This window comes from Agromyces molybdatiresistens (genome assembly GCF_052748445.2).
The window spans coordinates 1,228,607-1,254,395 of record NZ_CM188258.1 but is presented as its reverse complement, the minus strand read 5'-3'; the positions used below and the strand labels follow the sequence as shown (position 1 = coordinate 1,254,395).

Below are 25,789 nucleotides of genomic sequence, written 5' to 3'. Positions count from 1 at the left end.
TCGAATAATATGGATCAATTGACGAGGAGCGCCACTGACATGGCCGACGTGCTGCTGTACCACCACATCCAGGGCCTCACCGACGGGGTGCGCGTCTTCGCCGACGAGCTCCGAGAATCAGGGCATACCGTGCATGCGCCCGACCTCTTCGACGGCCGCACCTTCGGCAGCCTCGAGGAGGGGTTCGCGTTCGTACGCGAACAGGGTTTCGACACGATCCGCGGACGCGGAACCGCCGTGGCCGACGAGCTCGGGTCCGGACTCGTCTACGCCGGGTTCTCCTTCGGCGTGATGATCGCCCAGCAACTCGCGCAGACCCGACCCGGCGCGCGCGGGGCGTTGCTCATGTACTCCTGCATCCCGGTCTCCGAGTTCGGGGAGGCGTGGCCCGAGGGCGTGCCCGTGCAGGTCCACGGGAAGGAGGGCGACGAGTTCTTCGAGGAGGACCTGCCGGCCGCACGCGAACTCGTCGCCTCCACGCCGGAGGCGGAGCTGTTCATCTACCCGGGCGACCAGCACCTGTTCGGCGACTCGTCGCTCGACGCGTACGACCCCGAGGCATCCGCGCTGCTGATGCAACGGGTACGGGCGTTCCTCGCGACGATCTGACCAGCGGGCCCGCGCCCCGCGCGAGGGCCGGCGCACGACCGGAACGAGCGAAGGGCCCGGACATCGTCCGGGCCCTTCGTGCCGGAGCCGCCTGTGGGAATCGAACCCACGACCTATTCATTACGAGTGAATCGCTCTGCCGACTGAGCTAAGGCGGCGTGGCATCCGTTGCGAGACGCACCGGACGGCACGAGAGACCATGTTAGCGGGTTTTCGGAGTGCTGATGACCACTCGAGCCCCCTGCGCGATCCGCACAGCGCGCCGGGTCGGAGCGCGGTGAACCGTCGTCAGCACTCCGGATCCGACGCGGGCACCGTGCCGTCGATGAAGAAGCTCTCGACGGTGTCGTCGACGCAGGCGTTCGACTTCCGGTACGCAGTGTGCCCCTCGCCGTCGTAGCTGACGAGGAAGCCGGAATCGAGCTGCTCCGCGAGCGCCACGGCCCACTGGTACGGCGTGGCGGGATCACCGGTCGTGCCGATCACCATGATCGGCGCCGCGCCCTCGGCCGCGATGGCCTCACGGTCGCCCTCGCTCGTGACGGGCCACTGCGCGCACCCGATGTCGCCGTACCCGAAGTACGGTCCGATGATCGGCGCCGCCTGCGCGAGTTCCTCGGCGTCGGCGCGCATCTTCGCCGGGTCGTCGTCGTACGTGTAGTCGAGGCAGTTCACGGCGCGGAACGCCTCGGTCGAGTTGTCGCGGTACGTGCCGTCGGGCTCGCGGCCGTTGTAGAGGTCGGCGAATGCGAGCGCCGTGTCGGCCTCGCCGAACATCACCGACTCGAACATGTCACTGAGGTACGGCCAGCTCTCGGCGCTGTAGAGCGGGTAGATGATGGCCGTCACGAGCGCGTCGGCGCCGAGCATGCGGCCGTCGCTGCCGCGGAGCGGGCTCTCCGAGACGGAGGCCAACAGGCGTGAGACCTCGTCGGCCGCGTCGTCGACCGACCCGGAGAACGGGCACTCCTCGCCCGTGAGGCAGTCCGCGAGGTAGGCCTTCAGGGCGTCCTCGAACCCGACCGACTGGGCGATGTTGACCTCCTGGTTGGAGGTCGTCGGGTCGATGGCGCCGTCGAGCACGAGCCGCCCGGTCTTCTCGGGGTAGAGCCCGGCGTACGTCGCGCCGAGGAAGCTGCCGTAGGAGTAGCCGAGGTAGTTCAGCCGGTCATCGCCGAGGATGGCGCGGAGCAGGTCGAGGTCGTGTGCGGCGCTGACGGTGTCGACGTTGCCGAGGAGTTCCCCGGTCTCGTCGGCGCACGCCTGCCCGAACTGCCGGTTGGCCTCGGTCACCTCGGCGATCCACTCGTCGCTGCCGCGCTCCGCGGGGACGATGCCGTAGAGGAACTCGTCCATGCGGGCGGCATCGACGCACGTGACCGGGCTCGACCGACCGACGCCGCGCGGGTCGAAGCCCACCACGTCGAACCGCTCCTGCAGCGGAGCGCCGACGGCGTAGTCGATCGACTCCGCGATGAAGTCGAAGCCGGATCCGCCGGGGCCGCCCGGATTCACGAGCAGCGAACCGATCTTCTGCCCGCTCGCCGGCTTCCGCACGAGCGCGAGCTCGATCTCGCCCTCCCCCGGATCGCTCCAATCGAGCGGCGCCGTCGCCGTGGCGCACATCAGGTCGTCGCAGCGCTCCCACTCGAGGACCTGCGAGTAGTACGGCTCGAGCTCGGCCGCGACCGATTCGCCGGTGGGCTCGGAGAGCTCGGTCCCGCCGCCGAGGAACGACGGCACGCTGCACCCGGTGAACAGCAGCACGGATGCCGCCACCGCGGCCGCAGCGGCGATCGGCCGGCGTCGGGGGCTCACGAGCGCACCTCTCGCGACGGCTCCGGCCGGCGGATCGCGGCGACGAGCATCGCCTCGAGGGCGAGCGTGGGCTGGACGTTGGCGTCGATACGGATGCGGGCCTCCTGGATCGCGTCGAGCGTCGCGAGCGTCTGCGCCGGCGTCGCGGATGCCGCCGCGCGGCCGATGTCGCCGGCGATCTCGAGGTTCACGAGCTCGACCCCCGCGCCGAGCTGGGTGATGAGGATGTCGCGGAACAGCGATGCGAGGTCGACGAGGATCCGGTCGATCCCGTCGCGCAGGCTGCGGGTCGCGCGGCGCTTCTGGTCCTCCTCGAGGGCGCGCAGCTGAGAGCGCAGTGCGGCCGGCACGGCCTGACCGGGCGAGACGCCCAGCGAGCGAAGGGTGTGCTCGCGCTCCTCGGCATCGCGCAGCTCGGTGATCGCCTTCGCGTCGTCGCCGGCGATCTCGATGAGCCGCGCCGCCGTGAGCACGGCGCCGGGCGTTGAGCGGACGTGCAACGCCAGGCGGAGCGTCTCGTCGCGGCGGTCGCGCGCGTCGGCGCTCGTGGCGAGCCGGTGCGCCATCCCGATGTGGCTCTGCGCCGCGCGCGCCGCGCGCTCGGCCAGCTCGGCGTCGACTCCGTCACGCCGCACGAGCAGGTCGGCGACCGCGGCGATGCCCGGCACCTGCAGGCGCACCGACCGCACGCGCGAACGGATCGTGGGGATCAGGTCGGCCTCGCTCGGGGCGCACAGGATCCAGACGGTCCGCTCCGGCGGCTCCTCGAGCTCCTTGAGCAGCACGTTCGAGGTCTGCTCGGTCATGCGGTCGGCGTCCTCGACGACGATCACGCGGTGGTGGCCGACGGACGGCGCGTAGTGCGAGCGCTCGACGATCTTGCGCACGTCGGCGACCTTGATGATGACGCCCTCGGTCGCGAGGACATGCAGGTCGGGATGGCTGCGCGCCGCGACCTGCGCGTGCGTCGTCGGGTCGCCGTCGGGGCTGGCGGAGAGCAGCGCCTCGGCGAACGCGTACGCGAGGTTCGAACGGCCCGAGCCGGGCGGCCCGGTGATGAGCCACGAGTGCGTCATGTCGGCGGAGACCCGCGTCTCGGCGGCCGCCGCCGCGGCCGCTCGCAGCACGTCGATCGCGGCATCCTGCCCCGTCAGGTCGCTCCACACGGTCACGACCCCACGCTACCTTCGACCGCGGACAGCGGCGCTGTGAGGCCGCTGACCATCGACCGAGCGGATGCCGCGCGGCGAGCGGGCTCCGCTCACGCGAGCGGCTCGATCCGAGCCCGGATCCGGGCATGGATGTCGTCGACCGGCATCGTCGCGTCGACGACCACGAAGCGGTCGGGCTCCGCGTCGGCGAGCGCGAGGTACGCCTCGCGGACGCGGGCGTGGAACTCCCCCGCCTCGGCCTCGAGCCGGTCGTACCTGGTCCGCGCTCCGTCGAGCCGGCGGCGCGCGACCTCCCACGGCAGGTCGAGGAGGATCGTGAGGTCCGGCGCGAGCCCCTCGGTCGCCCATTCCGAGATCGACCGGACCTCCGCGGCGTCGAGCACGCGGCCCGCCCCCTGGTACGCGACCGACGAGTCGATGTAGCGGTCCTGCACGACGACCTCGCCGCGTGCGAGCGCCGGACGAACGACCGTGGCGATGTGGTGCGCCCGGTCGGCGGCGTAGAGCAGCGCCTCGGCGCGCGGCGCGACGTCGCCGCGGTGGTGCAGCACGATCTCGCGCACCTCGACGCCGACGTCGGTACCGCCGGGCTCGCGCGTGCGCACGACCGTGCGGCCCGCGGCCGTGAACCAACGCTCGAGCATCTCCGCCTGGGTGGTCTTGCCCGATCCGTCGCCGCCCTCGAGGGTGAGGAACAGCCCGCGGGTCACGAGCTCTTCTTCGCCGTGCGGGTGGTCGTGCGCTTGGCGGGCGCCTTGGCGGTCGACTTCGCGGCGGTCGTGCGCTTCCCGCGCGCGGGCGCCGGGCCCTTGTCGCGCTTGATCTGCAGCAGCTCGACGGCGCGCTCGAACGTGATGTCCTCCACGGACTCCGCACGCGGGATCGTCGCGTTGGTCGTGCCGTCCGTCACGTAGGGACCGAACCGGCCGTCCTTCACCTTGATCGGCTTGCCGCTCACCGGATCCTCGGCGAACTCCTTCAGGGCGCTCGATGCCCGCCGCGCGCCGTACTTCGGCTGTGCGAAGAGCTCCTGCGCGCCGGCGAGGTCGACGTCGAAGATCGCGTCCTCGCTGGGCAGCGTGCGGGTGTCGGCGCCCTTCTTGAGGTACGGCCCGTACCGACCGTTCTGCGCGGTGATCTCGTCGCCCGACTCCGGGTCGAGGCCGACGACGCGCGGCAGGTCGAGCAGCTGCAGCGCGGTGGCGAGGTCGACCTCCTCGATCTGCATGCTCTTGAACAGCGAGGCGGTGCGCGGCTTGGGCGCGGGGGCCTTCTTCGCACCGCGCTTCGCCGCCTTCCCCGACTGGCTCTGCGGCGCTTCGACGACCTCGCCGGTCGACGGGTCGACGGATGCCGCGGCATCCGGCTGCGCCTCGGGCTCGGGCTCGACCTCGGTCACGTACGGGCCGAACCGGCCGTCCTTCACGACGACCTGCTTGCCGTTGTCGGGGTTGACGCCCAGGACGCGGTCGGTCTGCACCGGCGCGTCGATGAGCTCCTGCGCCTTCTCGGCCGTGAGCTCGTCGGGTGCGAGCCCCTCCGGGAGGTTCACGCGACGCGGCGGCGCGTCGGCGGCCGCCTCGGCGTCGACGACCTCGAGGTAGGGCCCGTAGCGGCCGATGCGGAGCGTCACGCCCGGGCCGATCGCGATCGAGTTGATCTCGCGCGCGTCGATGTCGCCGAGGTTGTCGACGACCTGGCGGAGGCCCGTGTGGCGATCGCTGCCGAAGTAGAACTCGTTGAGCCAGTCGACGCGGTCGGCCTCGCCGGATGCGATCCGGTCGAGGTCGTCCTCCATCTCGGCCGTGAAGTCGTACTCGACCAGGTCGCCGAAGTGCTCCTCGAGCAGGCGCACGACCGAGAACGCGACCCAGCTCGGGACGAGGGCCTGCCCGCGCTGCGTGACGTAGCCGCGGTCGATGATCGTCGAGATGATCGACGCGAACGTCGACGGTCGGCCGATGCCGAGCTCCTCGAGGCGCTTCACGAGGCTCGCCTCGGTGTACCGCGGCGGCGGGCTGGTCTCGTGGCCCTTGGCCTCGAGCTCCGCGAGCCCGACGGCCTCCCCCTCGGCGAGCTGCGGCAGCTTCGCCTCGCCCGGCGCCTCGTCGGCGTTGCGCTCCTCGTCGCGGCTCTCCTCGTACGCGGCGAGGAAGCCGCGGAAGGTGATCACGGTGCCGCTCGCCGTGAACTCGGCGGTCGTGCCCGCGACGGCGGTCGTCGGCGACTCGGGCGCCGCGGCATCGGTCGCGGTCGGGCCGACCTCGATCGTGACCGTCGCCGTCTGCCCCTTGGCGTCGGCCATCTGCGAGGCGACCGTGCGCTTCCAGATGAGGTCGTACAGCTTGAACTCGCTGCCACGCAGCACGTTCTGCAGCTCGGCGGGCGTGCGGAACACCTCGCCCGACGGCCGGATGGCCTCGTGCGCCTCCTGCGCGTTCTTCGACTTGGAGGCGTACGCGCGGGGCTTCTCGGGCACGCTGTCGGCGCCGTACAGCTTCACGGCCTGCGTGCGCGCAGCCTGGACCGCCTGCTGCGAGAGCGACACCGAGTCGGTGCGCATATAGGTGATGTAGCCGTTCTCGTAGAGCGACTGCGCGACGCGCATCGTGTCGCGCGCCGAGAGGCGGAGCTTGCGGGCCGACTCCTGCTGGAGCGTCGAGGTGGTGAACGGCGCGGCGGGGCGGCGCGAGTAGGGCTTCGACTCGACCTTGCCGACGCGACGCGCGACGCTGTCGTCGCGCAGCGCAGCGGCGAGCGACTGCGCGGTCGCCTCGTCGAGCACGACCGCCTTGCCGGTGAGCCGACCGGCGTCGTCGAAGTCGCGGCCGGTGGCGATGCGCTCGCCGCCGACGCGCACGAGTCGCGCCTCGAACGACGAGGTCTCCTTCGTGAACGTGCCGATCAGGTCCCAGTACGAGGCCGCGACGAACGCGAGGCGCTCGCGCTCGCGGTCGACGACGAGCCGGGTCGCGGCCGACTGCACGCGACCGGCGGACAGGCCCGGGCCGACCTTTCGCCAGAGCACCGGCGAGACCTCGTAGCCGTACAGGCGGTCGAGGATGCGGCGGGTCTCCTGCGCGTCGACGAGCGCGGTGTCGAGCTCGCGCGTCTGGTCCTTCGCCTTGAGGATCGCGTCCTTCGTGATCTCGTGGAAGACCATGCGGCGCACGGGCACCTTGGGCTTGAGCTCCTGCAGCAGGTGCCACGCGATGGCCTCGCCCTCGCGGTCCTCATCGGTGGCGAGCAGGAGTTCGTCGGCACCCTTCAGCGCCCGCTTCAGTTCGGCGACGGTCTTCTTCTTCGCGTCGGAGACGACGTAGTACGGCTCGAACCCGTTCTCGACGTCGACGGAGAACTTGCCGAGGGAGCCCTTCTTCAACTCGGGCGGCAGGTTCTTCGGCTCGACGAGGTCGCGGATGTGCCCGACCGACGAGAGCACCTCGTAGTCGTCGCCGAGATACGCGGCGATCGACCGCATCTTCGTCGGCGACTCCACGATCACGAGCTTCTTCGCGCCAGACACCGGACTCCTCTTGCTGTTGGACGGGAACGAGGGACGCACATCATCGCCGCGCCCCCGAGCGGTGTGCCATCGGCCGGCGCAGGACGCCGACATGGCACACCATACACATATCGGCCGTGAGGAGACCCCTCATGGAACGAAGCGACGAGAGGAGGAAAGGCCCTTGCGGCGGTGGGGGACGAGTGGAGAATGGCGGCATGGACACGTCATCCGGCACGTACACCGCAAAGCTGATCGACGGGCCTCTCGAGGGGAAGACGGTCTCGACCGGCTTCCTCGACACCGGCGATCCGCAACCCCGGATCAGCTTCCCCGGCGACGGCGGCAAGCACTACGTCTACTCCCGCGGGGCGGGGCTCGAGTTCGAATCCCCGGGCGACGACCGCCCTTCGGCCGTCGAGTACCGCTTCATCGAGACCGTCTTCGACTGAGTCGGGTGCCGAGGCGTGGCGCACCACGATGGTCCGCCACGCCTCGCATTCGCGTGCGACGCCACGCCACGTGCCGCTCGTCGACGGCACGTCAGCGCGCCGGTCGTGTCGTGCCCCCGGTCGTCGCCGCGTCTCAGCGCGCGACCGTGAAGTTGAAGATGGACGTGTCGAAGCGGTTGTAGCCCTCGTAGTCGATGAGCTCGTAGAGGTCGGCCCGGTGCTGCATCTCGGGCAGGAGACCGGTGAGGGCACCGGCATCCGCCAGCTCGTCCAGGCCCCGGTCGGCGGCGCCCATCGCGAGGCGCAGGAGCGAGACCGGCCAGATCACGAGGTTCATGCCCACGTCGGCGAGCTGCTGCACCGTGAACAGGTCGCTCTTGCCGAACTCGGTCATGTTCGCCAGCAGCGGCACGTCGACGGCCGCGCGCATGGCCGCGAACTCCTCGAGCGAGCGCATCGCCTCCGGGAAGATCGCGTCGGCGCCCGCGTCGACGAGCGCCTTCGCGCGGTCGATCGCGGCGTCGAGGCCGTCGACCGCGGCGATGTCGGTGCGCGCCATGACGAGGAAGTTCGGATCGCGCCTGGCGTCGACCGCGGCTCGGATGCGCTGCAGCGCGGTGTGCTCGTCGACGACCTGCTTGCCGTCGAGATGGCCGCACCGCTTCGGGTTGACCTGGTCCTCGATGTGCAGGCCCGCGAGGCCCGCGTCCTCCATCTCCTGGACGGTACGGGCGACGTTCATGGGCTCGCCGAAGCCGGTGTCGGCGTCGACGATGGCCGGCAGCTCCGTCATCCGCGCGATCTGCTTGGCCCGGCCGGCGACCTCGGTGAGCGTCGTCAGGCCGATGTCGGGCAGGCCGAGGTCGGCGGAGAGCACCGCGCCGGAGATGTAGACCCCGTCGAAGCCCTTGCGCTCGATGAGGCGCGCGGAGAGCGGGTTGAATGCGCCCGGGAAGCGGAGGAGCTCACCGCTCGCGAGGCGCTCGCGGAAGCCGGCGCGCTTGTCCGCCGGGGTGGTCTGTGCGTACAACATGGTCCTGTTCCTCCTAGAAGATGCCGCGCGGGGTCTCGAACTGGGCGAGCACGCCGGGCGCGGCGACGATCGTGAGGCCGCCGAGGTCGTCGGGGCCGAGTTCCGGCAGGCGCTGGGCGACGTCGAGGAAGCGCTCGATCTCGGCTGCCTCGAGCACGCCGTCGGCGAGCGTGCGGAACTTCTCGACGTACTGCTCGCGGCCGAACGGCCGGGCGCCGAGCGGGTGCGCGTCGGCGACCGCGATCTCGTCGACGATGGTCTCGCCGCCGTCGAGCGTGATCTCGACGCGGCCGCCGAACGCCTTCTCGGCGATGTCGAGCGAGTGGTAGCGGCGCGTCCACTCCGGGTCCTCGACCGTGGTGACCTTGCGCCAGAGCTCGACCGTGTCAGGGCGCGTGGCGCGCGCGGGCGCGTAGGAGTCGACGTGGTGCCACGCGCCGTCCTGCAGCGCGACGGTGAAGATGTACGGGATCGAGTGGTCGAGCGTCTCGCGTGACGCGGTCGGGTCGTACTTCTGCGGGTCGTTCGCCCCGGAGCCGATCACGTGGTGCGTGTGGTGCGAGGTGTGGATGACGACGCTCGCGATCTTCGACGGGTCGGCCGTGAGCTCGGGGTGCTCGCGGTTGAGCTTGCGGGCGAGGTCGATGAGCGCCTGCGCCTGGTACTCGGCCGAGTGCTCCTTCGTGTAGGTGTCGAGGATGGCGCGCTTCGCCTCCCCCGCCTCGGGCAGTGGCACGTCGTACGCGGCATCCGGGCCGTCGAGGAGCCAGGCGATCACGCCGTCCTCGCCCTCGTAGATCGGCACCGGGCTGGTCTGGCCGCGCATGGCGCGGTCGACGGCCTCGACCGCCATCTTGCCGGCGAACGCCGGGGCGTGGGCCTTCCACGTCGAGATCTCGCCCTTCCGCGACTGCCGCGTGGCGGTGGTCGTGTGCAGCGCCTGGCCGACGGCCTGGAAGACCGTCTCGGGGTCGAGGCCGAGGAGCGTGCCGATGCCCGCCGCGGCCGACGGGCCGAGGTGGGCGACGTGGTCGATCTTGTGCGCGTGCAGCGAGATCGACCTCGCGAGGTCGACCTGGATCTCGTACCCGGTCGCGATGCCCCGGACGACGTCGCGGCCGGTCAGGCCGCGACGCGACGCGAGGTGCTGGGCGACCGCCACGATCGGCGGGATGTTGTCGCCGGGGTGCGAGTACTCGGCCGCGAGGAACGTGTCGTGGAAGTCGAGCTCGCGCACCGCGACGCCGTTCGCCCATGCGGCCCACTCGGGGCTCGTGCGGCGCGCGGGCTCGAGCCCAAACACGGTCGCGCCGTCGCCGCCGACCGACACCGGGTGCGCGGTCGCCTGCGACCGTGCGGCGATGACCGGCCCGCGGGTGAGGGATGCCGCGGCGACCGCTGCGTTGTCGATGACGCGGTTCACGACCATCTCGGCGACTTCGTCGGTCACCTCGACCGGGTCGGCGGCGACCTCGGCGATCTTCCAGGCGAGCTGGTCGGGGCGGGCGAGGTTCTCCTCGCTGCGGTGGACGCGCACGTGGTGCTGCTGCACGGTTCGGCCTTTCGGTTCGGTGGTGGTCTCGTCGGGTCTCTGGTCGCCGTGGGTTCCGGAGGTCGCGGCCGGGCCGATCGTCTGGACCGGGCGGGCGGATGACTCGTTCAGGCCACGCGCGACCTGTCGCCGGTTTCCGCCGGCGGTGAGGCCTCGTCGTCGGAGGCGCCGGAGAGCGCGTTGGTGAGGCTGCGGTGGAGGTGGACGTGCGTGGCGTGCGAGGCGAGCTCGGGGTCGCCCGCGAGGATCGCCTCGACGATGAGCTCGTGCTCGGCGGCCGCGGCGCGGAGTCGCTCGGGGTTGTGCCGCGACAGGCGACGGATGCGGGCGGAGTGCAGATGCACGCTCCGCAGCGCGCTGCCGAGGAACGGGTTGCCGGCCGCCTCGTCGATCGCTCGATCGAGGTCGTCGACGATCTCGAAGTACCGGGTGAGGCCGGCCTCGCCCTCGGCCAGGAGGCGGGGCGCATCGTGGAGGCGGTCGCGGATCGCGAGGAAGGGAGGCTCCGCTCGCCGTCGCGCCGCGAGCCCCGCGGCACAGGCCTCGAGCGCCTCGCGGAGTTCGTAGAGCGCCACGATGTCCTCGCGCGAGATCTCCGTCACGATCGAGCCCCGGCCGGTCGCCTCGACGAGGCCGTCGGCGGCGAGGCGTCGGAGCGCTTCGCGCACCGGCGTGCGGCTGACGCCGAGGCGGACCGACTGCTCGACCTCCTGCAGCACGGCGCCCGGTCCGAGCACGCCGTCGAGGATCTCGTGGCGGATGGCCTCGTACGCCCGTTCACCGGCCCGCATGCGGCTCCTCCCGTGTTCGACAGCTGCGTCTCATGTATACACTGATGCGCTTCACGCCGCAATGATCCGAGAAATTCTCTGCGCCTAGCCCACCTTATGTATACATATGCGTTGGGACGGACGCCGCAGCACGCCGTCCCGCAGTGGCTGCCGGCGCTGCCTGCGAGTCGCCCGGTGCGAGCGCCCCGATCACAGGGTCACCCGGACCACCCCGGCGGCCCGGCGCGAGCGGAGGCCGACGTACGGAGGGGCCCGCCCGCGACGACGACCGAGACGATCGCGACCGGCCCGTCGATCGAGCACTCGACGAGGACCGCCCCGTGACGAGACGCGAGGTCTGCCGCCAGCGTGCACGGGTCGCCCACCACGGCACCGCTCATCGCATCGGCCGCGGCGAGCGCCGAGGCGTCAGCCGCATTCGCCGCCTGCTGCGCCGCGACCGACGCGCCGAGCACGCCGACCACCGCGACCGCGAGCGCAACCACGGCCCCGAGGATCGCGACCGTGACGACGGTCGCAGCGCCGGACTCGTCCGCACGCCATCCTCGGGGCGTCGCGCTGCTCGCCCGGCGCGCGAAGCCCCTCGCCCGGCGGTGCGAGAACGAGCGCCTGACGCTTCGCGCGACACGCGGGCGCCTCACAGTCCGCCCCGCATCGCACACGACTCGGCGCGCAGTTCGAGCGCCGCGAGCAGCGCGCCGGGGCTCGCCGTGAGGCTCGCGCAGACGAACGCGCCGTCCTCGGAGACCGCGAGCCGCGCACCCCCGACGTGCCGCGCGGCGATGCCGGCCGCCTCGTCGACCGACTCGCCCCGGCCGAGCGCACGAGCGGCGTCGGCCGCCGCATCCGCCAGTCGCACCTGCAGCGCGACCGCATGGACCGACGCCAGGGACGCCGCGAGCACGAGGGCGATCGCGGGCAGCGCGACGGCGAACTCCGCCGTCACGCTGCCGCGTTCGGCGTCACCCGACCGTGAGCGCATTCCGCACGAGGTCGGTGAGGATGCCGCGGACCTCGTCGCCACGGAGGATCACGACGAGGAGCCCGGCGAAGCCGACGGCCGCCATGGTCGCGACGGCGTACTCGGCGGTGGCGGCGCCGCGCTCGCGTCCGAGACGACGCGCGAACGCGACGAGGCGCCGGCGCGCCGCGCCGGTTCGCCTGGGCGACTGCTCGGTGACGGCCGCGCCGGCGGCGTCGACCCCATCGGCGCTCACGGCGCCGGATCGGCCGGCAGGCGATGACTGGTGCATGCGGTTCTCCTTCTCTCTGCCGCGCGTGGCGGCGACGGTGGCACGAGTCGGGTCGTCGTCATCCGGCACCGCCGAGGGTGCCTGTGACGACGGAGATCATGAGCGGCGCGACACCGAGCAGCACGAAGGCGGGAAGCACGCAGCATCCGAGCGGGATCATGAGGCGCACGCCCAGCGCCGCGGCGCGGGCCGCTCCCTCGGTCCGCGCCGCGCCCTGGACGCGAGCCGCCTCGGCGCGGAGCAGCTCCGCGACGGGTGCTCCGGCGCGCTCGGCGAGGGCGACGACGGATGCCGCGGACCCGGGCGCCGCGACCCCCGGCACATGCCTCGACAGGGCCTCCCGCACCATCCGCTCGGCCCTCGCGACCGAGGCACCGCTCGACATCGCCATCGCGAGCAGTTCCAGTTCGAGGCCCGCGGCGGGTCGCGCGACCTCGGCACGGCGGATGAGCGCCCGGTTCCACCGGGCACCGCCCCACAGCAGCGCACCGCCCACGATGAGGCAGGCCAAGCCGAGCGGGCCGCCGAAGAGCACGCCGAAGGTGTCGAACCCGAGCAGTGCGCCGAAGGCGACGGCGATGACCGGCAGCGCCGCGACCAGCCGGGCGCTCGCCGCCGGCCCCGCGAGCAGCGCGGCCGCCTCCCGTCGGAGCTGCGCCTCGTCGCGCAGGGTCGCGGCGAGCATGGTGAGGCAGCGCGCGAGCGGCGCACCCGAGGCATCCGCCACCGCCCACGCGGCGGCGAGCACCGACCACGCCGGTACGGCGGAGGGATGTTCCTCCAGCGCGGTCCCGAGCGCCTCTGCGACCGGGAGTCCGGCGGCGGCCGCATGCGCCGCCTCGGCGATCACGGCGCCGTCCGTCGCCCCGGCCGGCGACGGATCCCGAGTCGCACCGGCTCTCGTCGACGCGGCCGGCGAAGTGGGCAGGACCACCGCGGGATCCGCGACGAGGGCGCCCCACGCCGTCGCGGGCGCGAGGCCGGCCGAGAGGAGCGCGGCCAGGCGCTCCGCGATCCCCGCGACGAGATCGATGCCGACCGAGTCGTCACGACGCGTGCGTCCGGCCACCCTGGCGAGAGGTCGGAGCATCGACGGGACCCGACGGCTCAACATGCCGCCACCTCCAGGCGGCCGTCGACGAGCGCGAGAGCGCCGACCTCCGCGACCCGACGTCGTCCGTCGAGGCGGTCGAGGTGGACGACGAGGTCGAACGCGCTGACCGCCTGCCTGGCGACCGCCCCGGCGGACATGCCGGCCGTCGCGCCGAGTGCCTCGAGCCGCGCGGGAACGTCGGCGAGGGAGTTCGCGTGCAGCGTTCCCGCGCCGCCGTCGTGCCCGGTGTTCAGTGCAGCGAGGAGGTCGCGCAACTCGGGTCCGCGGCACTCCCCCACCACGAGCCGATCGGGCCGCATGCGGAGCGCCTCGCGCAGCAACGCGTCGAGCCCGACGCGGCCCGCGCCCTCGAGGTTCGCCTGCCGCGCCTCCAGCGACACCACGTGGGGATGCGCGGGCCGGAGCTCCGCGACGTCCTCGAGCAGCACGATCCGGTCGCCCGGCGGCGCCTCGGCGAGCAGGGCGCCGAGGAGGGTCGTCTTCCCCGTGCCCCCTGCACCGGTGATGAGGAGGTTGCGTCGGTCTGCCACCGCGTCGCGGAGGCGGCGTTCCTGAGCGGGATCGAACATGCCCGCGCGCGCCAGCGCGTCGAGGCTCGACCCCGCCGCACGGGGGACGCGGATCGACAGGAGCGTTCCCGAGGCCGAGAGGGGAGGCAGGACGGCGTGCACCCGGATGCCCTCGCCGAGCCGGACATCGACCGCCGGCGTCGCCTCGTCGATGTGCCGTCCTCCTCGCGCGACGAGATGCACGGCGAGTGCCCGGACCTCCGCCTCGTCGGCACGCCACTCGGGTCGATGCTCGGGGCCCGCGCCGCGATCGAGCCAGAGACCCTGCGAGCCGTTCACGAAGAGGTCGGTCACGCGCGCGTCTGCGGCGAACGGGGCGAGCGGTCCGAGCGGCGCGACATCGAGCGACGCAATCGGCGCCGGCCCGTCGATCCCGAGCGCTCGGGCGTCCGTCGCGGCCCCGAACGCCCCGACCTCGCCGCCTCGGGCCGCGACCGCGACGCCCGCCGCACCGCGCCCACCCGGCTCACCGGCGACATCCGAGTCGCGCCCGACATCCGTCACGCCCGCGTCGCCTGATGCGCTTGCGGCATCCGCCCGCCGCCGGGTGGCGGCCTGCTTCCCCGGGCCGGCGCCGGTGGAACCCGAGCCGCGTCCACGCGGTGCCCACTCGGGCGCGGCGTCGGTCTCCCACGAGGGCACCGCGACGAACGGGACGGACATGGGCACGACGCTAGGCGCGCGGACTCGGCGCACGGCCCCGGGGGACCGCCGGAAACGGGACGAGCTCTCCACCACGCCGTTGTGGAGGAGAGCTCGTGCGGTCGACGTACGAACGCCGCGTTAAAAGAAGGGGGCGGCACCCATTGGGGGGAACAGGTGCCGCCTCGGCAGCGCACTGATTGGGGGGAATCGCATGCGCTGCAGGCCTCGAATCGAAGTCGTTCGGGCGTACATCAGTGTATGGGCTGGAGATCCATGCGCAAGTACTTTTTGTCCTCATTTGTGCGGACACACAGAAATCTCGTCGAGATCCTCCAGCCGGATGGCGGTCGACGACAGAAAACGTCGGCGAATCGACGATCCGCGATCGATTCCGACCTCGGGGATGTCGCGATCCGTCGGCAGAGCGCTCGATCGGCGGACCGATCCCCCGATGCGCCCCCTCGCGCGAGCCCCACGATACGCCCGCCCGGCACCCGAGCGCGAGCGACACACGCAGCGAAACATCGGGCGGCGGGCGCTATGGTGCTGTGTGGGGCAGGCGACCCGTCATCTGAATACTTCGCGAAGGAGCGATCGCACCACTATGAACGCGCAGATCGATCACGCGCTCGAGGAGATCCGGCGCTTCCGCCCGAGTCCCGAGTTCGCCGCCCAGGCCGTCGCCGACGAGGGCCTCTACGACGCCGCTCGTACCGACCGGCTCGAGTTCTGGGCCGACCAGGCCCGCACGCTGCTCCAGTGGGAGAAGCCGTTCACCCGGACCCTCGACTGGTCGAACCCGCCGTTCGCGAAGTGGTTCGACGACGGCGAGCTCAACGTCGCCGTCAACTGCCTCGACCGCCACGTCGCGGCCGGCCTCGGCGACCGCGTCGCCATCCACTGGGAGGGCGAGCCCGGCGACTCCCGCGACATCACCTACGCCGAGCTCACCGACGAGGTCAAGCGCGCGGCGAACACGCTGAGCGACCTCGGAGTGGGCGAGCAGGATCGCGTCGCGATCTACCTCCCGATGATCCCCGAGGCCGTCGTGGCGATGCTCGCCTGCGCGCGCATCGGCGCCATCCACTCGGTCGTCTTCGGCGGGTTCAGCGCCGACAGCCTTGCTTCCCGCATCGACGACGCCGAGGCATCCGTCGTCATCACGGCGGACGGCGGCTACCGCAAGGGTCGCGTCTTCCCGCTGAAGCCCGTGGTCGACGAGGCTCTCGGCAAGGCCGAGGGCGGCACCGTGCGCAACGTGCTCGTCGTCAAGCGCGGCGAGAACGAGGTCGACTGGAACGCCGATCGCGACCTCTGGTGGCACGAGACCGTCGCGACCGCGTCGAGCGAGCACGAGGCCAAGGGGTTCGAGGCCGAGCACCCACTGTTCATCCTCTACACGTCGGGCACGACCGGGAAGCCGAAGGGCATCCTGCACACGTCGGGCGGCTACCTCACGCAGGCGGCGTTCACCCACAGGAACGTGTTCGACCTGCACCCCGAGCGCGACGTCTACTGGTGCACCGCCGACGTCGGCTGGATCACCGGCCACTCGTACGTCGTCTACGGCCCGCTCGCGAACGGAGCGACGCAGGTGCTCTACGAGGGCACCCCCGACACGCCGCACCCCGGCCGCTGGTGGGAGATCGTCGAGAAGTACGGCGTCACGATCCTCTACACGGCGCCCACCGCCATCCGCTCGTTCATGAAGCTCGGCCGGCAGATCCCGCACGAGTTCAACCTGCGCACGCTGCGCCTGCTCGGCTCGGTCGGCGAGCCGATCAACCCCGAGGCCTGGATCTGGTACCGCCACGTGATCGGCGGCGGCTCCATCCCCGTGGTCGACACCTGGTGGCAGACCGAGACCGGCGCGATCATGATCTCGGCGCTCCCGGGCGTGACCGACCTGAAGCCGGGCTCGGCGCAGGTGCCGGTGCCCGGCATCTCGATCGACATCCTCGACGACGACGGCACCGCGGTCGAGGGCGAGGGCGGCGGGCTGCTCGTCGCGACCGAGCCGTGGCCGTCGATGCTGCGCGGAATCTGGGGCGACCCCGAGCGGTTCAAGGAGACGTACTGGGAGAAGTTCGGCGACAAGTACTTCGCCGGCGACGGCGCGCGCCGCGACGAGGACGGCGACATCTGGCTGCTCGGCCGCGTCGACGACGTCATGAACGTCTCGGGCCACCGCCTCTCGACCGCCGAGATCGAGTCGTCGCTCGTCGCCCACCCCTGGACGGCCGAGGCCGCCGTGGTCGGCGCGTCCGACGAGACCACGGGCCAGGCGGTCGTCGCGTTCGTCATCCTGAAGGCCAGCCAGGTCTCGCACGTGACCGACCCGTTCGAGGCGAGCGAGGAGCTGCGCAGGCACGTCGCGACCCAGATCGGCGCGATCGCCCGCCCCCGTCAGGTGTTCATCGTCAACGAGTTGCCGAAGACCCGATCGGGCAAGATCATGCGGCGTCTGCTGCGCGACCTCGCCGAGGGCCGCGAGGTGGGCGACACCACGACCCTCGCCGACACCTCGATCATGGAGGTCATCAGCGCCCAGGTGCGCTGACGCCCCGGACGACCGGATGCCGCGGCCGGACGTTCCGGCCGCGGCATCCGTCGTTCGGGGTGGGCTGTGAGGCGGCCGACCGCTGCCGTGCCGCCCGCGGGCCGTTCACAGGAGAATCCGCGATACGCAGGTCAGTACCGCCCGGGACCTCCTGCAATTCGAAGTATCTCCTGGGAAGTCGGTCGGAGGTCAACCGGCCCGGACCACAGGTGCAGCCGCAGGGCGACAGCTGAGAGGATCTGCCGCTCCGTCGCTTCCCAGTGGTGCATCACATCGGGGGTTCCGAACCGGAGGACGGTGAAGCCCTGCAGCGCCAGCCGAACGTCCTCGACGCGATCTCGCTGCCGCTGCTCTTTCGTCGAATGGAATGCGTCTCCATCGAACTGGAGGATGAGCCGTTCACCGACGAGCCCGTCGACCTCGTGTCCGTCCACCCGGACCTGCGGCACCATCCTCACCCCACGCCGCGCAAGTCGAAGTCGCGGCAACGTCTCGAGGCCGCTGTCGGCGCGAGAGTCGGATGCGGCGACCGCGTCTGCGAACCGTCCGCCCACCTTCGCCGCCAGTCGCAGCAGCTCCGACCTGCGGATCTTCTTCGTGTTGAGCGCGGAGTCGATGACCGCCACCGCGTTCTCGTGCGGTTGGCATCGGGCGATCGCGGCGAGGACGTTCTCCAACGGGTCGATCGCCATCCGGTTGGAGACCTCGACGATCGGCGCCGACCAGTGCACCGTCTCCGCGACGGGGCCGGACTGCGGTCGAGAACTCAGGTTGAGACGGCTCGCAGTCGATGGTGCCGAGACGTGGAAGCTGCCGTCGTCGATCCGCCAGAGCTTCAGGTGCGCGGCAGCGGAGAGGCAGCTCAACCGGCCGCCGATGCGAACGGCCCGGATCAGGGCAGGATCGCACCCCGAGGTCGCGACCCAGTCGCGGCGCACGGGTACGAGGGTCCCCCGTCGGATCGACGCCCGGACGGCGTCCCGGCGGACGCCGGCTTCATAGAGATCCGCTCGGTGCGCGATGCCCCCGAATCGTTCGACGAGGGCGTGCGGTGCGATTCGCGTCATGCGACGATCGTCGCGACTCCACGCGCGGGCGCGGCGCTCGTTCGGGCGTGCGTTCGCAGCGCGGCGCGGCCGGGCGGTGTGCAGGACGAGACGGCTTCCGTCCAGGGCGCCAGCGCAGCGACATCCGATCCACCCGGCGCTGTTCACCGGATGCCCGTCGATCTACAGGCCGAATCCGCGGGGACCGTCGTGCGAATCGCGGATTCTCCTGTATCCGGTGGGGCGGCGGCACCCGCCCGGCCCGGTTCTGTTGACCGGAGTTCCGCCGATCTACAGGACGGTTCCGCGGAAACCGTCCTGCAGATCGCGGATTCTCCTGTAACCGGTGGGGTCCCGTGACTGAGGGCGGGGCGGGGACGGCGCCGCGAGGCGCCCCGGAGCCCGGCGGGCCCGACGCGCCCGCAGGCCCGGCGGGCCCGACGCGCCCGCAGGCCCGGCGGGCCCGACGCGCCCGCAGGCCCGGCGGGCCCGCCGCGGCCGCCGGGGGTTACGCGAACTCGACGACGAGCTCGACCTCGACCGGGGCGTCGAGCGGGAGCACCGCGACGCCGACCGCCGAGCGGGCGTGACGGCCGGCGTCCGCGAAGACCTCGCCGAGGAACTCGGACGCGCCGTTGACGACGCCCGGCTGGCCGGTGAAGGCGGGATCGGATGCCACGAAGCCGACGACCTTCACCACGCGGGTCACGCGGTCGAGCGAGCCGAGAACGGACTTCACGGCGGCGAGGGCGTTCAGCGCGCAGAGGCGCGCGTACTCCGCGGCGTCGGCGGCGGGCACGAGGCCCGCGCCGTCGCCGACCTTGCCGGTGGCGGGCAGGGCGCCCGCGACGAACGGCAGCTGGCCGGACGTGTAGAGCAGGTTGCCCGTCACGACGGCCGGCACGTACGCGGCCACGGGGGCGGCGACGTCCGGGAGCTCGATGCCGAGCTCGGCGAGGCGGGCCTCGACGGAGACGGCGGCCATCAGGCGTCGCCCTCGAACTGCTTGGCGGCCTGCGCGGCGGCGGCCTTTCCGGCGGATGCCGCGACCGACGATTCCCCGCCGACGGGGCGCTTCAGGTACGCGACGAGGCCGCCCTCGGGGCCCTGCACGACCTGCACGAGCTCCCACCCCTCGGAGCCCCAGTTGTTGAGGATCGCGGCGGTGTTGTGGATGAGCAGCGGGGTGGTGATGTACTCCCAGGCGGGCATGGCGACTCCTCGATGTCGGAACGGGCGGCTATCCTGAGGCTCAGCCGGCCGTGGGCGCTGCGGCCCTGCGGCATGCCGGATTTTGCCAGCCTTCCTCAGTTAGGCTCCACTCTATGTCTGCCCAAAATCGAACGATGAGCGATGCCGCCGCGGGAGTCCTCGGCTTCGTCGGCATGAGCGCGCTCGCCGGCATCCTCGTGACTGCCGCGGTGACCCCTGCGCTCGCCGTCACGGGCATGGCCGCGAACAACAGCATCAACATGTTCGAGAACCTCCCGGCGTACCTCAAGGTCGGCGAGCTCTCCGAGAAGACGGACATCTACGCCACCCGCTCCGACGGTTCCGTGGCACACCTCGCGTCGTTCTTCGACGAGAACCGCGAGGAGGTCCCGTGGGATGCGATCAGCCAGTACGCGAAGGATGCCGCGATCGCCGGTGAGGACCCGCGGTTCTACGAGCACGGCGGCATCGACATCCAGGGCACGGTCCGCGGTGCGGTGAGCACCGTCACCGGTCGCGACGTCCAGGGCGGATCGTCGATCACGCAGCAGTACGTCAAGAACGTGCTCATCAACAACGGCGTGAACGCGGCGCAGACCGAGGAGGAGAAGGACGCGGCGTACGCCGAGGCCACCGAGGTCTCCGCCGAGCGCAAGCTCAAGGAGATGCGCTACGCCATCGCGCTCGAGAAGGAGTCCACGAAGGACGAGATCCTCCTCGGCTACCTCAACATCGCCGCCTTCGGCGGTCGCGTGTACGGCATCGAATCGGCGGCCCAGTACTACTTCGGGGCCCACGCGAAGGACCTGACGCTCGCCCAGGCCGCGAGCCTGATCGCGATCGTGAACCACCCCGAGAAGTTCCGCCTCGACCGCCCCGACAGCGAGACGAACGGGGCCGCCACCGTCGTCGACGGTGAGACCGTGCCGTACGCGGCGAACAAGCAGCGACGCGATTACATCATCGGCGAGATGCTCGAGTACGGGAAGATCACGCAGGAGGAGCACGACGCGGCGATCGCCGAGCCCGTCGCCCCCAAGATCACCGAGCCGAGCACCGGCTGCCAGACGGCCGAGGGCTCCGCGTACTTCTGCGACTACGTCGCGAACGTGATCCGGAACCAGTACGACGACCCCGAGACGGAAGACGTCAACGAGGGCTCCGTCCTGCTGCAGCAGCGCGGCCTCCAAGTCTACACGACCCTCGACCTCGACCTCCAGAACCGTGCCGAGACGGCGATCGCGGAGAACATCCCGTTCAGCGACCCCCGGTTCGACGTCGGTTCGGTGGCCGTGAGCGTGGAGCCGGGCACGGGCCGGATCCTCGCGATGGCGCAGAACAAGAAGTACTCGGCCGACCCCGAAGTGCTCGCGAGCAGCAACGAGTACTCGGCGGTCAACTACAGCACCGACCAGGACTACGGCGGGTCGAGCGGCTTCCAGCCGGGTTCGACCTACAAGGTGTGGACCCTCGCCGAGTGGCTGAACGAGGGCCACTCGCTGCTCGAGTCGTTCAACGGCTCGAAGCGGGCGTTCACCAGCTTCACGAACTCGTGCGAGGGCGACTTCGTCGGCTCGTACGAGCCCAACAACGACGACTCGACGACCGCGAACAACGCCGTCGACGCGACGAAGTACTCGGTGAACTCGAGCTTCATGGCCATGGCGCAGCAGATGGACCTCTGCAACATCAAGAAGACCGCCCAGGCGTTCGGCATGCACCGCGCCGACGGCGGCGACCTCACGATGTACCCCTCCGATGTGCTCGGCACGCAGGAGATCGCCCCGCTGACGATGGCGGCCGGTTTCGCCGGAGTCGCCAACGACGGCAAGACGTGCACCCCCGTCGCCATCGACAAGATCGTCGCCTCCGACGGTGAGGAGATCGCACCGCCGAAGACGACCTGCACCCAGTCGGTGACGGCGGACGTCGCGCACGCGATGCAGTACGCGATGGCGCAGACCTTCGCCGGCGGCACCGCGTCGCAGTCCGAGACCTACACGGGCGTGCCGCACATCGGCAAGACCGGTACGACCGACTACGCGTTCGACACGTGGATGAACGGCGCCAGCAAGGAGGTCGCCACGGCGGTCTGGGTGGGCAACGTGACCGGCGGCGACAACCGTACGAGCCTGCGCTCGATCGACTTCGCGAGCGGCTACGGCGCCTCGGCCCGGCACCGCATCTGGAGTGCGATCATGACGGTCGCCGACAACAAGTACGGCGGCGGGCCGTTCACCGAGCCGAAGGCCGAGTTCTTCAAGCAGGTCCTCGTCACCATCCCGGATGTCACGGGGCTGAGCGTCGACGCGGCCAAGCAGGCGATCGAGGCGGCGGGCTTCCAGTTCGAGCAGGGCCCCGAAGTCGACAGCGACCAGCCGAAGGGCATGGTCGCGGGCACCGACCCGTCCGGTCAGGCCGGCCGCGGCTCGCTCGTCCGCGTCCTCATCAGCAACGGCAAGGTCACGGGTGTCCCCGACGTCCGGGGGATGGACCGCGGATCGGCCGAATCGACGCTGAGGGACGCGGGCTTCAAGGTGCAGGTCCGCGAGGAGGACACGACGGATCCGACGCAGGATGGCGTCGTGATCTCGCAGGACCCTGACGCGGGAGCATCGGCGAAGTCCGGCGATCGCGTGACGATCGTCGTCGGAAAGCTGAGCGCAGAGGGGCCGGATCTTCCCGGCGGCAATGATGGCGGGAGCAACGACGGGTGAGTCCCCGAGCCTCGAGCGCCGCCACGCGGATCGCCTCAGCGGTCGGCGTGGCGGCGCTCGCCGCACTGGCGTGGGGCAGCCTCGTCGAGCGCACGCGCTGGACACTGCGTCGCGTCGACGTGCCGGTGCTCCCGGCCGGTTCCGCGCCGATCCGCGTGCTGCACGTCTCCGACCTGCACATGGCGCCCTGGCAGACCGGCAAGCAGGAATGGGTCGCGTCGCTCGCAGCGCTGGAGCCCGACCTGATCGTCAACACCGGTGACAACCTCGGACACGAGCGCGGGATCGAGGGAATCCGGCGGGCGTTCGCGGCGTTCCGCGGCGTGCCCGGCGTGTTCGTCAACGGCTCGAACGACTACTTCGCCCCGGTGCTGAAGAACCCGTTCGCGTACTTCGGCGGGCCTTCGCGTCAGGTGGCCCGGGCGAAGCGACTCGACACGGCGACATTGCACGAGTACTTCGCCGAACTCGGCTGGACCGACGTCGACAACGCCGCCACGAGCCTCGACCTTCGCGGAACGCACCTCGAGTTCTTCGGCGTCGACGACCCGCACCGCGGGTACGATCGGCTCGACCTCATCACGGCGGCCATCGACGACCTGCGGTCGGAGGACCCGCTCGGCGACGAGGCGTGGCCGGATCGCTCCACCCCGGTCACGCGGAGGCCCACGGTGACCATCGGCGTCACGCACGCGCCGTATCAGCGCGTGCTGAACTCGTTCGTCACGCACGGCGCACAGCTGATCCTCGCCGGCCACACGCACGGCGGCCAGGTCTGCCTGCCCGGCTACGGCGCGCTCGTCGCGAACTGCGACATCCCCCGCGCCCAGGCGAGCGGCCTGAGCGTCTGGCGGCACGGACTGCGCTCGGCGTTCCTCAATGTCTCCGCCGGTCTCGGCACGTCGATCTACGCCCCCGTGCGCTTCGCGTGCCCGCCCGAGGCGACCCTGCTCACGCTGACCGCAGCGCGCTGACTGCGGCGCAGTGATGGTGTCGCGACCCGCGCCGCCACGGGCCCGCCCCGCGAACGACCGTGGTCGGAGCCGCCGGAATTATCGGCTATCCTTGTTGAGGCCCACGGGCCATCGGGGTGTGGCGCAGCTTGGTAGCGCGCTTCGTTCGGGACGAAGAGGTCGCAGGTTCAAATCCTGTCACCCCGACCATGTGGAAGCCCCTCCTCCGGGAGGGGCTTCCGCCGTTTCCGGCTGGTGGAACGGATGCCGCGGGGCGGCGTCGGCCGTCGGGTGCAGCTCGCGGCATCCGACCGGTCAGCCCGACGCCTCCGCGCGATCGCGCCCGCTCGCGGCCCTCAGCAGCATCTCCAGCGGCCCGCGCCCGACGTACCGCCGCCAGAGCCAGGCGAACAGCATCGAACCCGCGATGAGCCCGATGAGCAGCTCCCACGAGTCATCCACCGGCACGCCACCCGCTCCCTCCCGCTTGGACAGGGACAGCACGACGAGCTGCCCCGTGTAGATCGTGAGCGGCATCGTGCCCGTGGCGGTGATCGGTGACAGCAGCGTCGTCGAGACCCGGCGCACGGGCGACGTCGCGATCGCCGTGAGTGCGATGACGAGCGCGAGCACGGCGAGCCCCACTCCGACGTTCCCGACGGTCTCGAGCGAGGCGCGCGCGGGGATCATCCAGTCCGCCGACGGGTCGGCGCCGAGCACCTGGTTCCCGGGCAGCGCCGCCGCGAGCGGGAGACACACGACCGCCGCGAGCGTGCCGCCGAGCGCGTACCGGGCGACGGTGGGGCGCGACGCGACATCCGCTCGGGCCAGTGCGAGCCCGATGAGCATGACCGGAACCCAGATGATCACCGGGTAGGAACCGGTGAGGAACCAGTCGACGACGATGCCGAGGTCGCCGGCGGCAGCGACCTGGATCCCCTGGTCCCGCTCGGCCAGAGCGACCAGCGCGGGCGCGATCGCGAGTGCCGCGGCCCCGATCACCAGCGCCACCCGCGCGGGGATGAACAGCAGCGGCAGCATGGCGAGGAAGGCGATGCCGTAGACGTCGAGGATCACGATCACGAGCGGCTGCAGGAACACGATGACGAACAGCCCGAGAGCGAGGAGGATGACCGCTCGGATCGCGATCTGCCGCCGCAGTTCGGCGCGTTCACCGGTGCGCGGTCGGGTGCCGCCGGTGATCAGCCCCAATCCGACGCCGGCGGTCAGCGCGAACAGCAGGCGCGGGCGCTCGTCCGCGAACGCGATGAGCTCGCCGACCTCAGCGGATGGCACGACCGGCGCGACGTGCGCCACGAACATGCCGATGAGGGCGATGCCGCGCGCGGCATCCACTCCGGTGATGCGCGATGCCGGGCTGCGACGTGCCGCGCTGCGGGATGCGGCGTCGTCCGGCATGGCGGCCTCGGGCGGCGCTCGCTACGGGCGGCCGAGGCCGTGGTAGGTCCACCCCGCGGCCCGCCAGCCCGTCGGGTCGAGCACGTTGCGACCGTCGATCACGGCCGGATTGGCGACCAGGCCGGCGACGGCGGCCGGGTCGAGCTCGCGGTACTCACCCCACTCGGTCACGAGCACCACGAGGTCGGCGCCACGGAGCGCCTCCTCGGTGGACGCTTCGTAGGCGAGCTGCGGATGGCGCAGGCGCGCGTTCTCGATGCCCTCGGGGTCGGTGGCGACGACGTCGGCTCCGAGGCCCTTGAGCTGCACGGCCACGTCGAGCGCAGGCGAGTCGCGCACGTCGTCGGAGTCGGGCTTGAACGTGACACCGAGCACGGCGACGCGGCGCTCGTTGACCGAGCCGCCCAGGGCCTCGACCGCGAGGTCGACGACGCGCTGGCGGCGACGGAGGTTGATCGCGTCGACCTCCTTCAGGAAGGCGACCGACTCACCGCGACCGAGCTCCTCGGCGCGCGCCGAGAACGCGCGGATGTCCTTCGGCAGGCAGCCGCCGCCGAAGCCGACGCCGGCGTTCAAGAAGCGGCGGCCGATCCGCGCGTCGTGGCCGATCGCATCGGCGAGCTGCGTGACATCCGCACCGGTCGCTTCGGCGATCTCGGCCATCGCATTGATGAAGCTGATCTTGGTCGCGAGGAACGCGTTCGCGGAGACCTTGACGAGTTCGGCGGTCGCGTAATCGGTGACGATGCGGGGGGTGCCCGCGTCGAGAGCGGCGCGATAGATCTCGTCGAGCGTCGAGGCGGCCGCGTCGTCGGCCACGCCGTAGACGAGGCGGTCGGGCTCGATCGTGTCCTTCACGGCGAAGCCCTCGCGGAGGAACTCGGGATTCCAGGCGAGGCTCGCGTGCGGGGCGACCTCGGCGAGCCGCTCCGCGAGGCGGGACGCGGTCCCGACGGGCACCGTGCTCTTGCCGACGACGAGCGCGCCGTCGCCGAGGTACGGGATCAGCTCCTCGAACGCCGCGTCGACATACGTGAGGTCGGCCGCATGGGTGCCGGCGGCCTGCGGGGTGCCGACCGCCAGGAAGTGGACCTCCGCGCCCGCGGCATCCGCCATGTCGGTGCTGAAGCGCAGCCGGCCGGATGCGGTCGCCGAGGTGAGGATCTCAGGCAGGCCGGGCTCGAAGAACGGCGGGCGCCCCGCGGCGAGTTCGCCGATCTTCCGCTCGTCGACGTCGATGCCGACCACGTCGTGGCCGAGCTCCGCCATGGCGGACGCGTGCACGGCGCCGAGGTAGCCGCAGCCGATGACCGAGATCTTCATGGGGTCCTTCCGGTGTTGGACCGCGCCCGCAGCGAGCAACCGCTCG

At 71.6% G+C, this 25,789-nt stretch carries 22 protein-coding genes and 2 tRNA genes; 6 read left to right on the top strand and 18 right to left on the bottom strand.

Translation table 11 applies throughout. The features are described from left to right. The first annotated feature begins 39 nt into the window (after window positions 1-39). Entirely contained in the window at window positions 40-609 is a 570-nt protein-coding gene (locus tag ACULK2_RS05690; RefSeq protein ID WP_445970280.1) for a dienelactone hydrolase family protein, read from the top strand. Between the two features lie 85 nt (window positions 610-694). Here the strand turns inward: ACULK2_RS05690 and ACULK2_RS05685 are convergent. The 5 genes from ACULK2_RS05685 to topA all read right to left on the bottom strand — a co-directional run bounded on the left by ACULK2_RS05685 (window position 695) and on the right by topA (window position 7,125). After that, window positions 695-767: transfer RNA gene (locus tag ACULK2_RS05685), tRNA-Thr, on the bottom strand. A gap of 130 nt (window positions 768-897) precedes the next feature. Further along, a complete protein-coding gene (locus tag ACULK2_RS05680) occupies window positions 898-2,427 on the bottom strand; it encodes an alpha/beta hydrolase (RefSeq protein WP_445970279.1) in 1,530 nt (509 codons plus the stop codon). Continuing rightward, window positions 2,424-3,599 carry a DNA polymerase III subunit delta' gene (locus tag ACULK2_RS05675; protein WP_445970278.1) on the bottom strand — a complete coding sequence of 392 codons (1,176 nt, stop codon included), beginning with the start codon at window positions 3,597-3,599 and terminating at the stop codon, window positions 2,424-2,426. Before ACULK2_RS05675 ends, ACULK2_RS05680 begins: the two co-directional genes overlap by 4 nt. Window positions 3,600-3,688: 89 nt before the next feature. Further along, window positions 3,689-4,309 (bottom strand): dTMP kinase, encoded by a 621-nt coding sequence (gene tmk, locus ACULK2_RS05670; protein WP_445970277.1) that lies wholly within the window; start codon window positions 4,307-4,309, stop codon window positions 3,689-3,691. After that, window positions 4,306-7,125 carry a type I DNA topoisomerase gene (gene topA, locus ACULK2_RS05665; RefSeq protein ID WP_445970276.1) on the bottom strand — a complete coding sequence of 940 codons (2,820 nt, stop codon included), beginning with the start codon at window positions 7,123-7,125 and terminating at the stop codon, window positions 4,306-4,308. The genes tmk and topA overlap by 4 nt, the downstream gene beginning before the upstream one ends. Before the next feature lie 197 nt (window positions 7,126-7,322). Between topA and ACULK2_RS05660 the strand changes: the two genes are divergently transcribed. Beyond that, the gene (locus ACULK2_RS05660) at window positions 7,323-7,556 is read left to right on the top strand and encodes a hypothetical protein (protein WP_430645855.1); all 234 of its coding nucleotides are present in this window, start codon (window positions 7,323-7,325) and stop codon (window positions 7,554-7,556) included. A gap of 133 nt (window positions 7,557-7,689) precedes the next feature. On the opposite strand, the gene prpB is transcribed toward ACULK2_RS05660, so the two are convergent. The 8 genes from prpB to ACULK2_RS05620 all read right to left on the bottom strand — a co-directional run bounded on the left by prpB (window position 7,690) and on the right by ACULK2_RS05620 (window position 14,531). Further along, window positions 7,690-8,589 carry a methylisocitrate lyase gene (gene prpB / locus ACULK2_RS05655; protein WP_445970275.1) on the bottom strand — a complete coding sequence of 300 codons (900 nt, stop codon included), beginning with the start codon at window positions 8,587-8,589 and terminating at the stop codon, window positions 7,690-7,692. A 13-nt stretch (window positions 8,590-8,602) separates the two neighbouring features. Then, window positions 8,603-10,141, bottom strand: coding sequence for an MmgE/PrpD family protein (locus ACULK2_RS05650; protein ID WP_501044971.1), 1,539 nt, complete (start codon window positions 10,139-10,141; stop codon window positions 8,603-8,605). 107 nt (window positions 10,142-10,248) lie between these two features. Further along, window positions 10,249-10,932, bottom strand: coding sequence for a GntR family transcriptional regulator (locus tag ACULK2_RS05645; protein ID WP_445970376.1), 684 nt, complete (start codon window positions 10,930-10,932; stop codon window positions 10,249-10,251). A gap of 197 nt (window positions 10,933-11,129) precedes the next feature. Further along, on the bottom strand, window positions 11,130-11,573 hold the full coding sequence (locus ACULK2_RS05640) for an Rv3654c family TadE-like protein (protein WP_501044970.1): 444 nt from the start codon (window positions 11,571-11,573) through the stop codon (window positions 11,130-11,132). Beyond that, the gene (locus ACULK2_RS05635; RefSeq protein ID WP_445970378.1) at window positions 11,570-11,878 is read right to left on the bottom strand and encodes a TadE family type IV pilus minor pilin; all 309 of its coding nucleotides are present in this window, start codon (window positions 11,876-11,878) and stop codon (window positions 11,570-11,572) included. Before ACULK2_RS05635 ends, ACULK2_RS05640 begins: the two co-directional genes overlap by 4 nt. A gap of 16 nt (window positions 11,879-11,894) precedes the next feature. Further along, window positions 11,895-12,185 carry a DUF4244 domain-containing protein gene (locus ACULK2_RS05630; RefSeq protein ID WP_445970379.1) on the bottom strand — a complete coding sequence of 97 codons (291 nt, stop codon included), beginning with the start codon at window positions 12,183-12,185 and terminating at the stop codon, window positions 11,895-11,897. Between the two features lie 58 nt (window positions 12,186-12,243). Continuing rightward, entirely contained in the window at window positions 12,244-13,275 is a 1,032-nt protein-coding gene (locus ACULK2_RS05625; protein WP_445970380.1) for a type II secretion system F family protein, read from the bottom strand. A gap of 17 nt (window positions 13,276-13,292) precedes the next feature. Beyond that, entirely contained in the window at window positions 13,293-14,531 is a 1,239-nt protein-coding gene (locus ACULK2_RS05620; RefSeq protein WP_445970381.1) for a TadA family conjugal transfer-associated ATPase, read from the bottom strand. A 586-nt stretch (window positions 14,532-15,117) separates the two neighbouring features. Here ACULK2_RS05620 and acs point away from each other — a divergent pair. Further along, window positions 15,118-17,073 (top strand): acetate--CoA ligase, encoded by a 1,956-nt coding sequence (gene acs / locus ACULK2_RS05615; protein WP_445970382.1) that lies wholly within the window; start codon window positions 15,118-15,120, stop codon window positions 17,071-17,073. A gap of 131 nt (window positions 17,074-17,204) precedes the next feature. Here the strand turns inward: acs and ACULK2_RS05610 are convergent, their stop codons facing one another. From ACULK2_RS05610 to sp36, 3 genes are all read right to left on the bottom strand, one after another. Continuing rightward, window positions 17,205-18,140: a DUF559 domain-containing protein gene (locus ACULK2_RS05610; RefSeq protein WP_501044969.1), complete on the bottom strand. Its 936-nt coding sequence runs from the start codon at window positions 18,138-18,140 to the stop codon at window positions 17,205-17,207. A gap of 487 nt (window positions 18,141-18,627) precedes the next feature. Next, entirely contained in the window at window positions 18,628-19,104 is a 477-nt protein-coding gene (locus tag ACULK2_RS05605; RefSeq protein ID WP_445970335.1) for a RidA family protein, read from the bottom strand. Beyond that, window positions 19,104-19,331, bottom strand: coding sequence for a Sp36 family protein (gene sp36, locus ACULK2_RS05600; RefSeq protein ID WP_445970336.1), 228 nt, complete (start codon window positions 19,329-19,331; stop codon window positions 19,104-19,106). The genes ACULK2_RS05605 and sp36 overlap by 1 nt, the downstream gene beginning before the upstream one ends. 134 nt (window positions 19,332-19,465) lie before the next feature. Here sp36 and ACULK2_RS05595 point away from each other — a divergent pair, with 134 nt between their 5' ends. The 3 genes from ACULK2_RS05595 (at window position 19,466) to ACULK2_RS05585 (ending at window position 23,211) form a co-directional block, all read left to right on the top strand. Then, on the top strand, window positions 19,466-22,048 hold the full coding sequence (locus ACULK2_RS05595; RefSeq protein WP_445970337.1) for a transglycosylase domain-containing protein: 2,583 nt from the start codon (window positions 19,466-19,468) through the stop codon (window positions 22,046-22,048). Next, a complete protein-coding gene (locus tag ACULK2_RS05590) occupies window positions 22,045-23,022 on the top strand; it encodes a metallophosphoesterase (RefSeq protein WP_445970338.1) in 978 nt (325 codons plus the stop codon). Before ACULK2_RS05595 ends, ACULK2_RS05590 begins: the two co-directional genes overlap by 4 nt. A gap of 112 nt (window positions 23,023-23,134) precedes the next feature. Next, window positions 23,135-23,211, top strand: a tRNA-Pro gene (locus ACULK2_RS05585). Window positions 23,212-23,316: 105 nt separating this feature from the next. Here ACULK2_RS05585 and ACULK2_RS05580 read toward each other — a convergent pair. Continuing rightward, entirely contained in the window at window positions 23,317-24,420 is a 1,104-nt protein-coding gene (locus ACULK2_RS05580; RefSeq protein WP_445970339.1) for a DUF418 domain-containing protein, read from the bottom strand. A 21-nt stretch (window positions 24,421-24,441) separates the two neighbouring features. Further along, window positions 24,442-25,743: a UDP-glucose dehydrogenase family protein gene (locus ACULK2_RS05575; protein WP_445970340.1), complete on the bottom strand. Its 1,302-nt coding sequence runs from the start codon at window positions 25,741-25,743 to the stop codon at window positions 24,442-24,444. Between the last annotated feature and the right edge of the window lie 46 nt (window positions 25,744-25,789).

Coding starts and splice junctions, on each gene's coding strand:
- ACULK2_RS05690 (WP_445970280.1), top strand. CDS start 40: ATGGCCGACGTGCTGCTGTACCACCACATCCAGGGCCTCACCGACGGG.
- ACULK2_RS05660 (WP_430645855.1), top strand. CDS start 7,323: ATGGACACGTCATCCGGCACGTACACCGCAAAGCTGATCGACGGGCCT.
- prpB (WP_445970275.1), bottom strand. CDS start 8,589: ATGTTGTACGCACAGACCACCCCGGCGGACAAGCGCGCCGGCTTCCGC.
- ACULK2_RS05645 (WP_445970376.1), bottom strand. CDS start 10,932: ATGCGGGCCGGTGAACGGGCGTACGAGGCCATCCGCCACGAGATCCTC.
- ACULK2_RS05630 (WP_445970379.1), bottom strand. CDS start 12,185: ATGCACCAGTCATCGCCTGCCGGCCGATCCGGCGCCGTGAGCGCCGAT.
- ACULK2_RS05625 (WP_445970380.1), bottom strand. CDS start 13,275: ATGCTCCGACCTCTCGCCAGGGTGGCCGGACGCACGCGTCGTGACGAC.
- ACULK2_RS05620 (WP_445970381.1), bottom strand. CDS start 14,531: ATGTCCGTCCCGTTCGTCGCGGTGCCCTCGTGGGAGACCGACGCCGCG.
- acs (WP_445970382.1), top strand. CDS start 15,118: ATGAACGCGCAGATCGATCACGCGCTCGAGGAGATCCGGCGCTTCCGC.
- ACULK2_RS05610 (WP_501044969.1), bottom strand. CDS start 18,140: ATGACGCGAATCGCACCGCACGCCCTCGTCGAACGATTCGGGGGCATC.
- ACULK2_RS05605 (WP_445970335.1), bottom strand. CDS start 19,104: ATGGCCGCCGTCTCCGTCGAGGCCCGCCTCGCCGAGCTCGGCATCGAG.
- sp36 (WP_445970336.1), bottom strand. CDS start 19,331: ATGCCCGCCTGGGAGTACATCACCACCCCGCTGCTCATCCACAACACC.
- ACULK2_RS05595 (WP_445970337.1), top strand. CDS start 19,466: ATGAGCGATGCCGCCGCGGGAGTCCTCGGCTTCGTCGGCATGAGCGCG.
- ACULK2_RS05580 (WP_445970339.1), bottom strand. CDS start 24,420: ATGCCGGACGACGCCGCATCCCGCAGCGCGGCACGTCGCAGCCCGGCA.
- ACULK2_RS05575 (WP_445970340.1), bottom strand. CDS start 25,743: ATGAAGATCTCGGTCATCGGCTGCGGCTACCTCGGCGCCGTGCACGCG.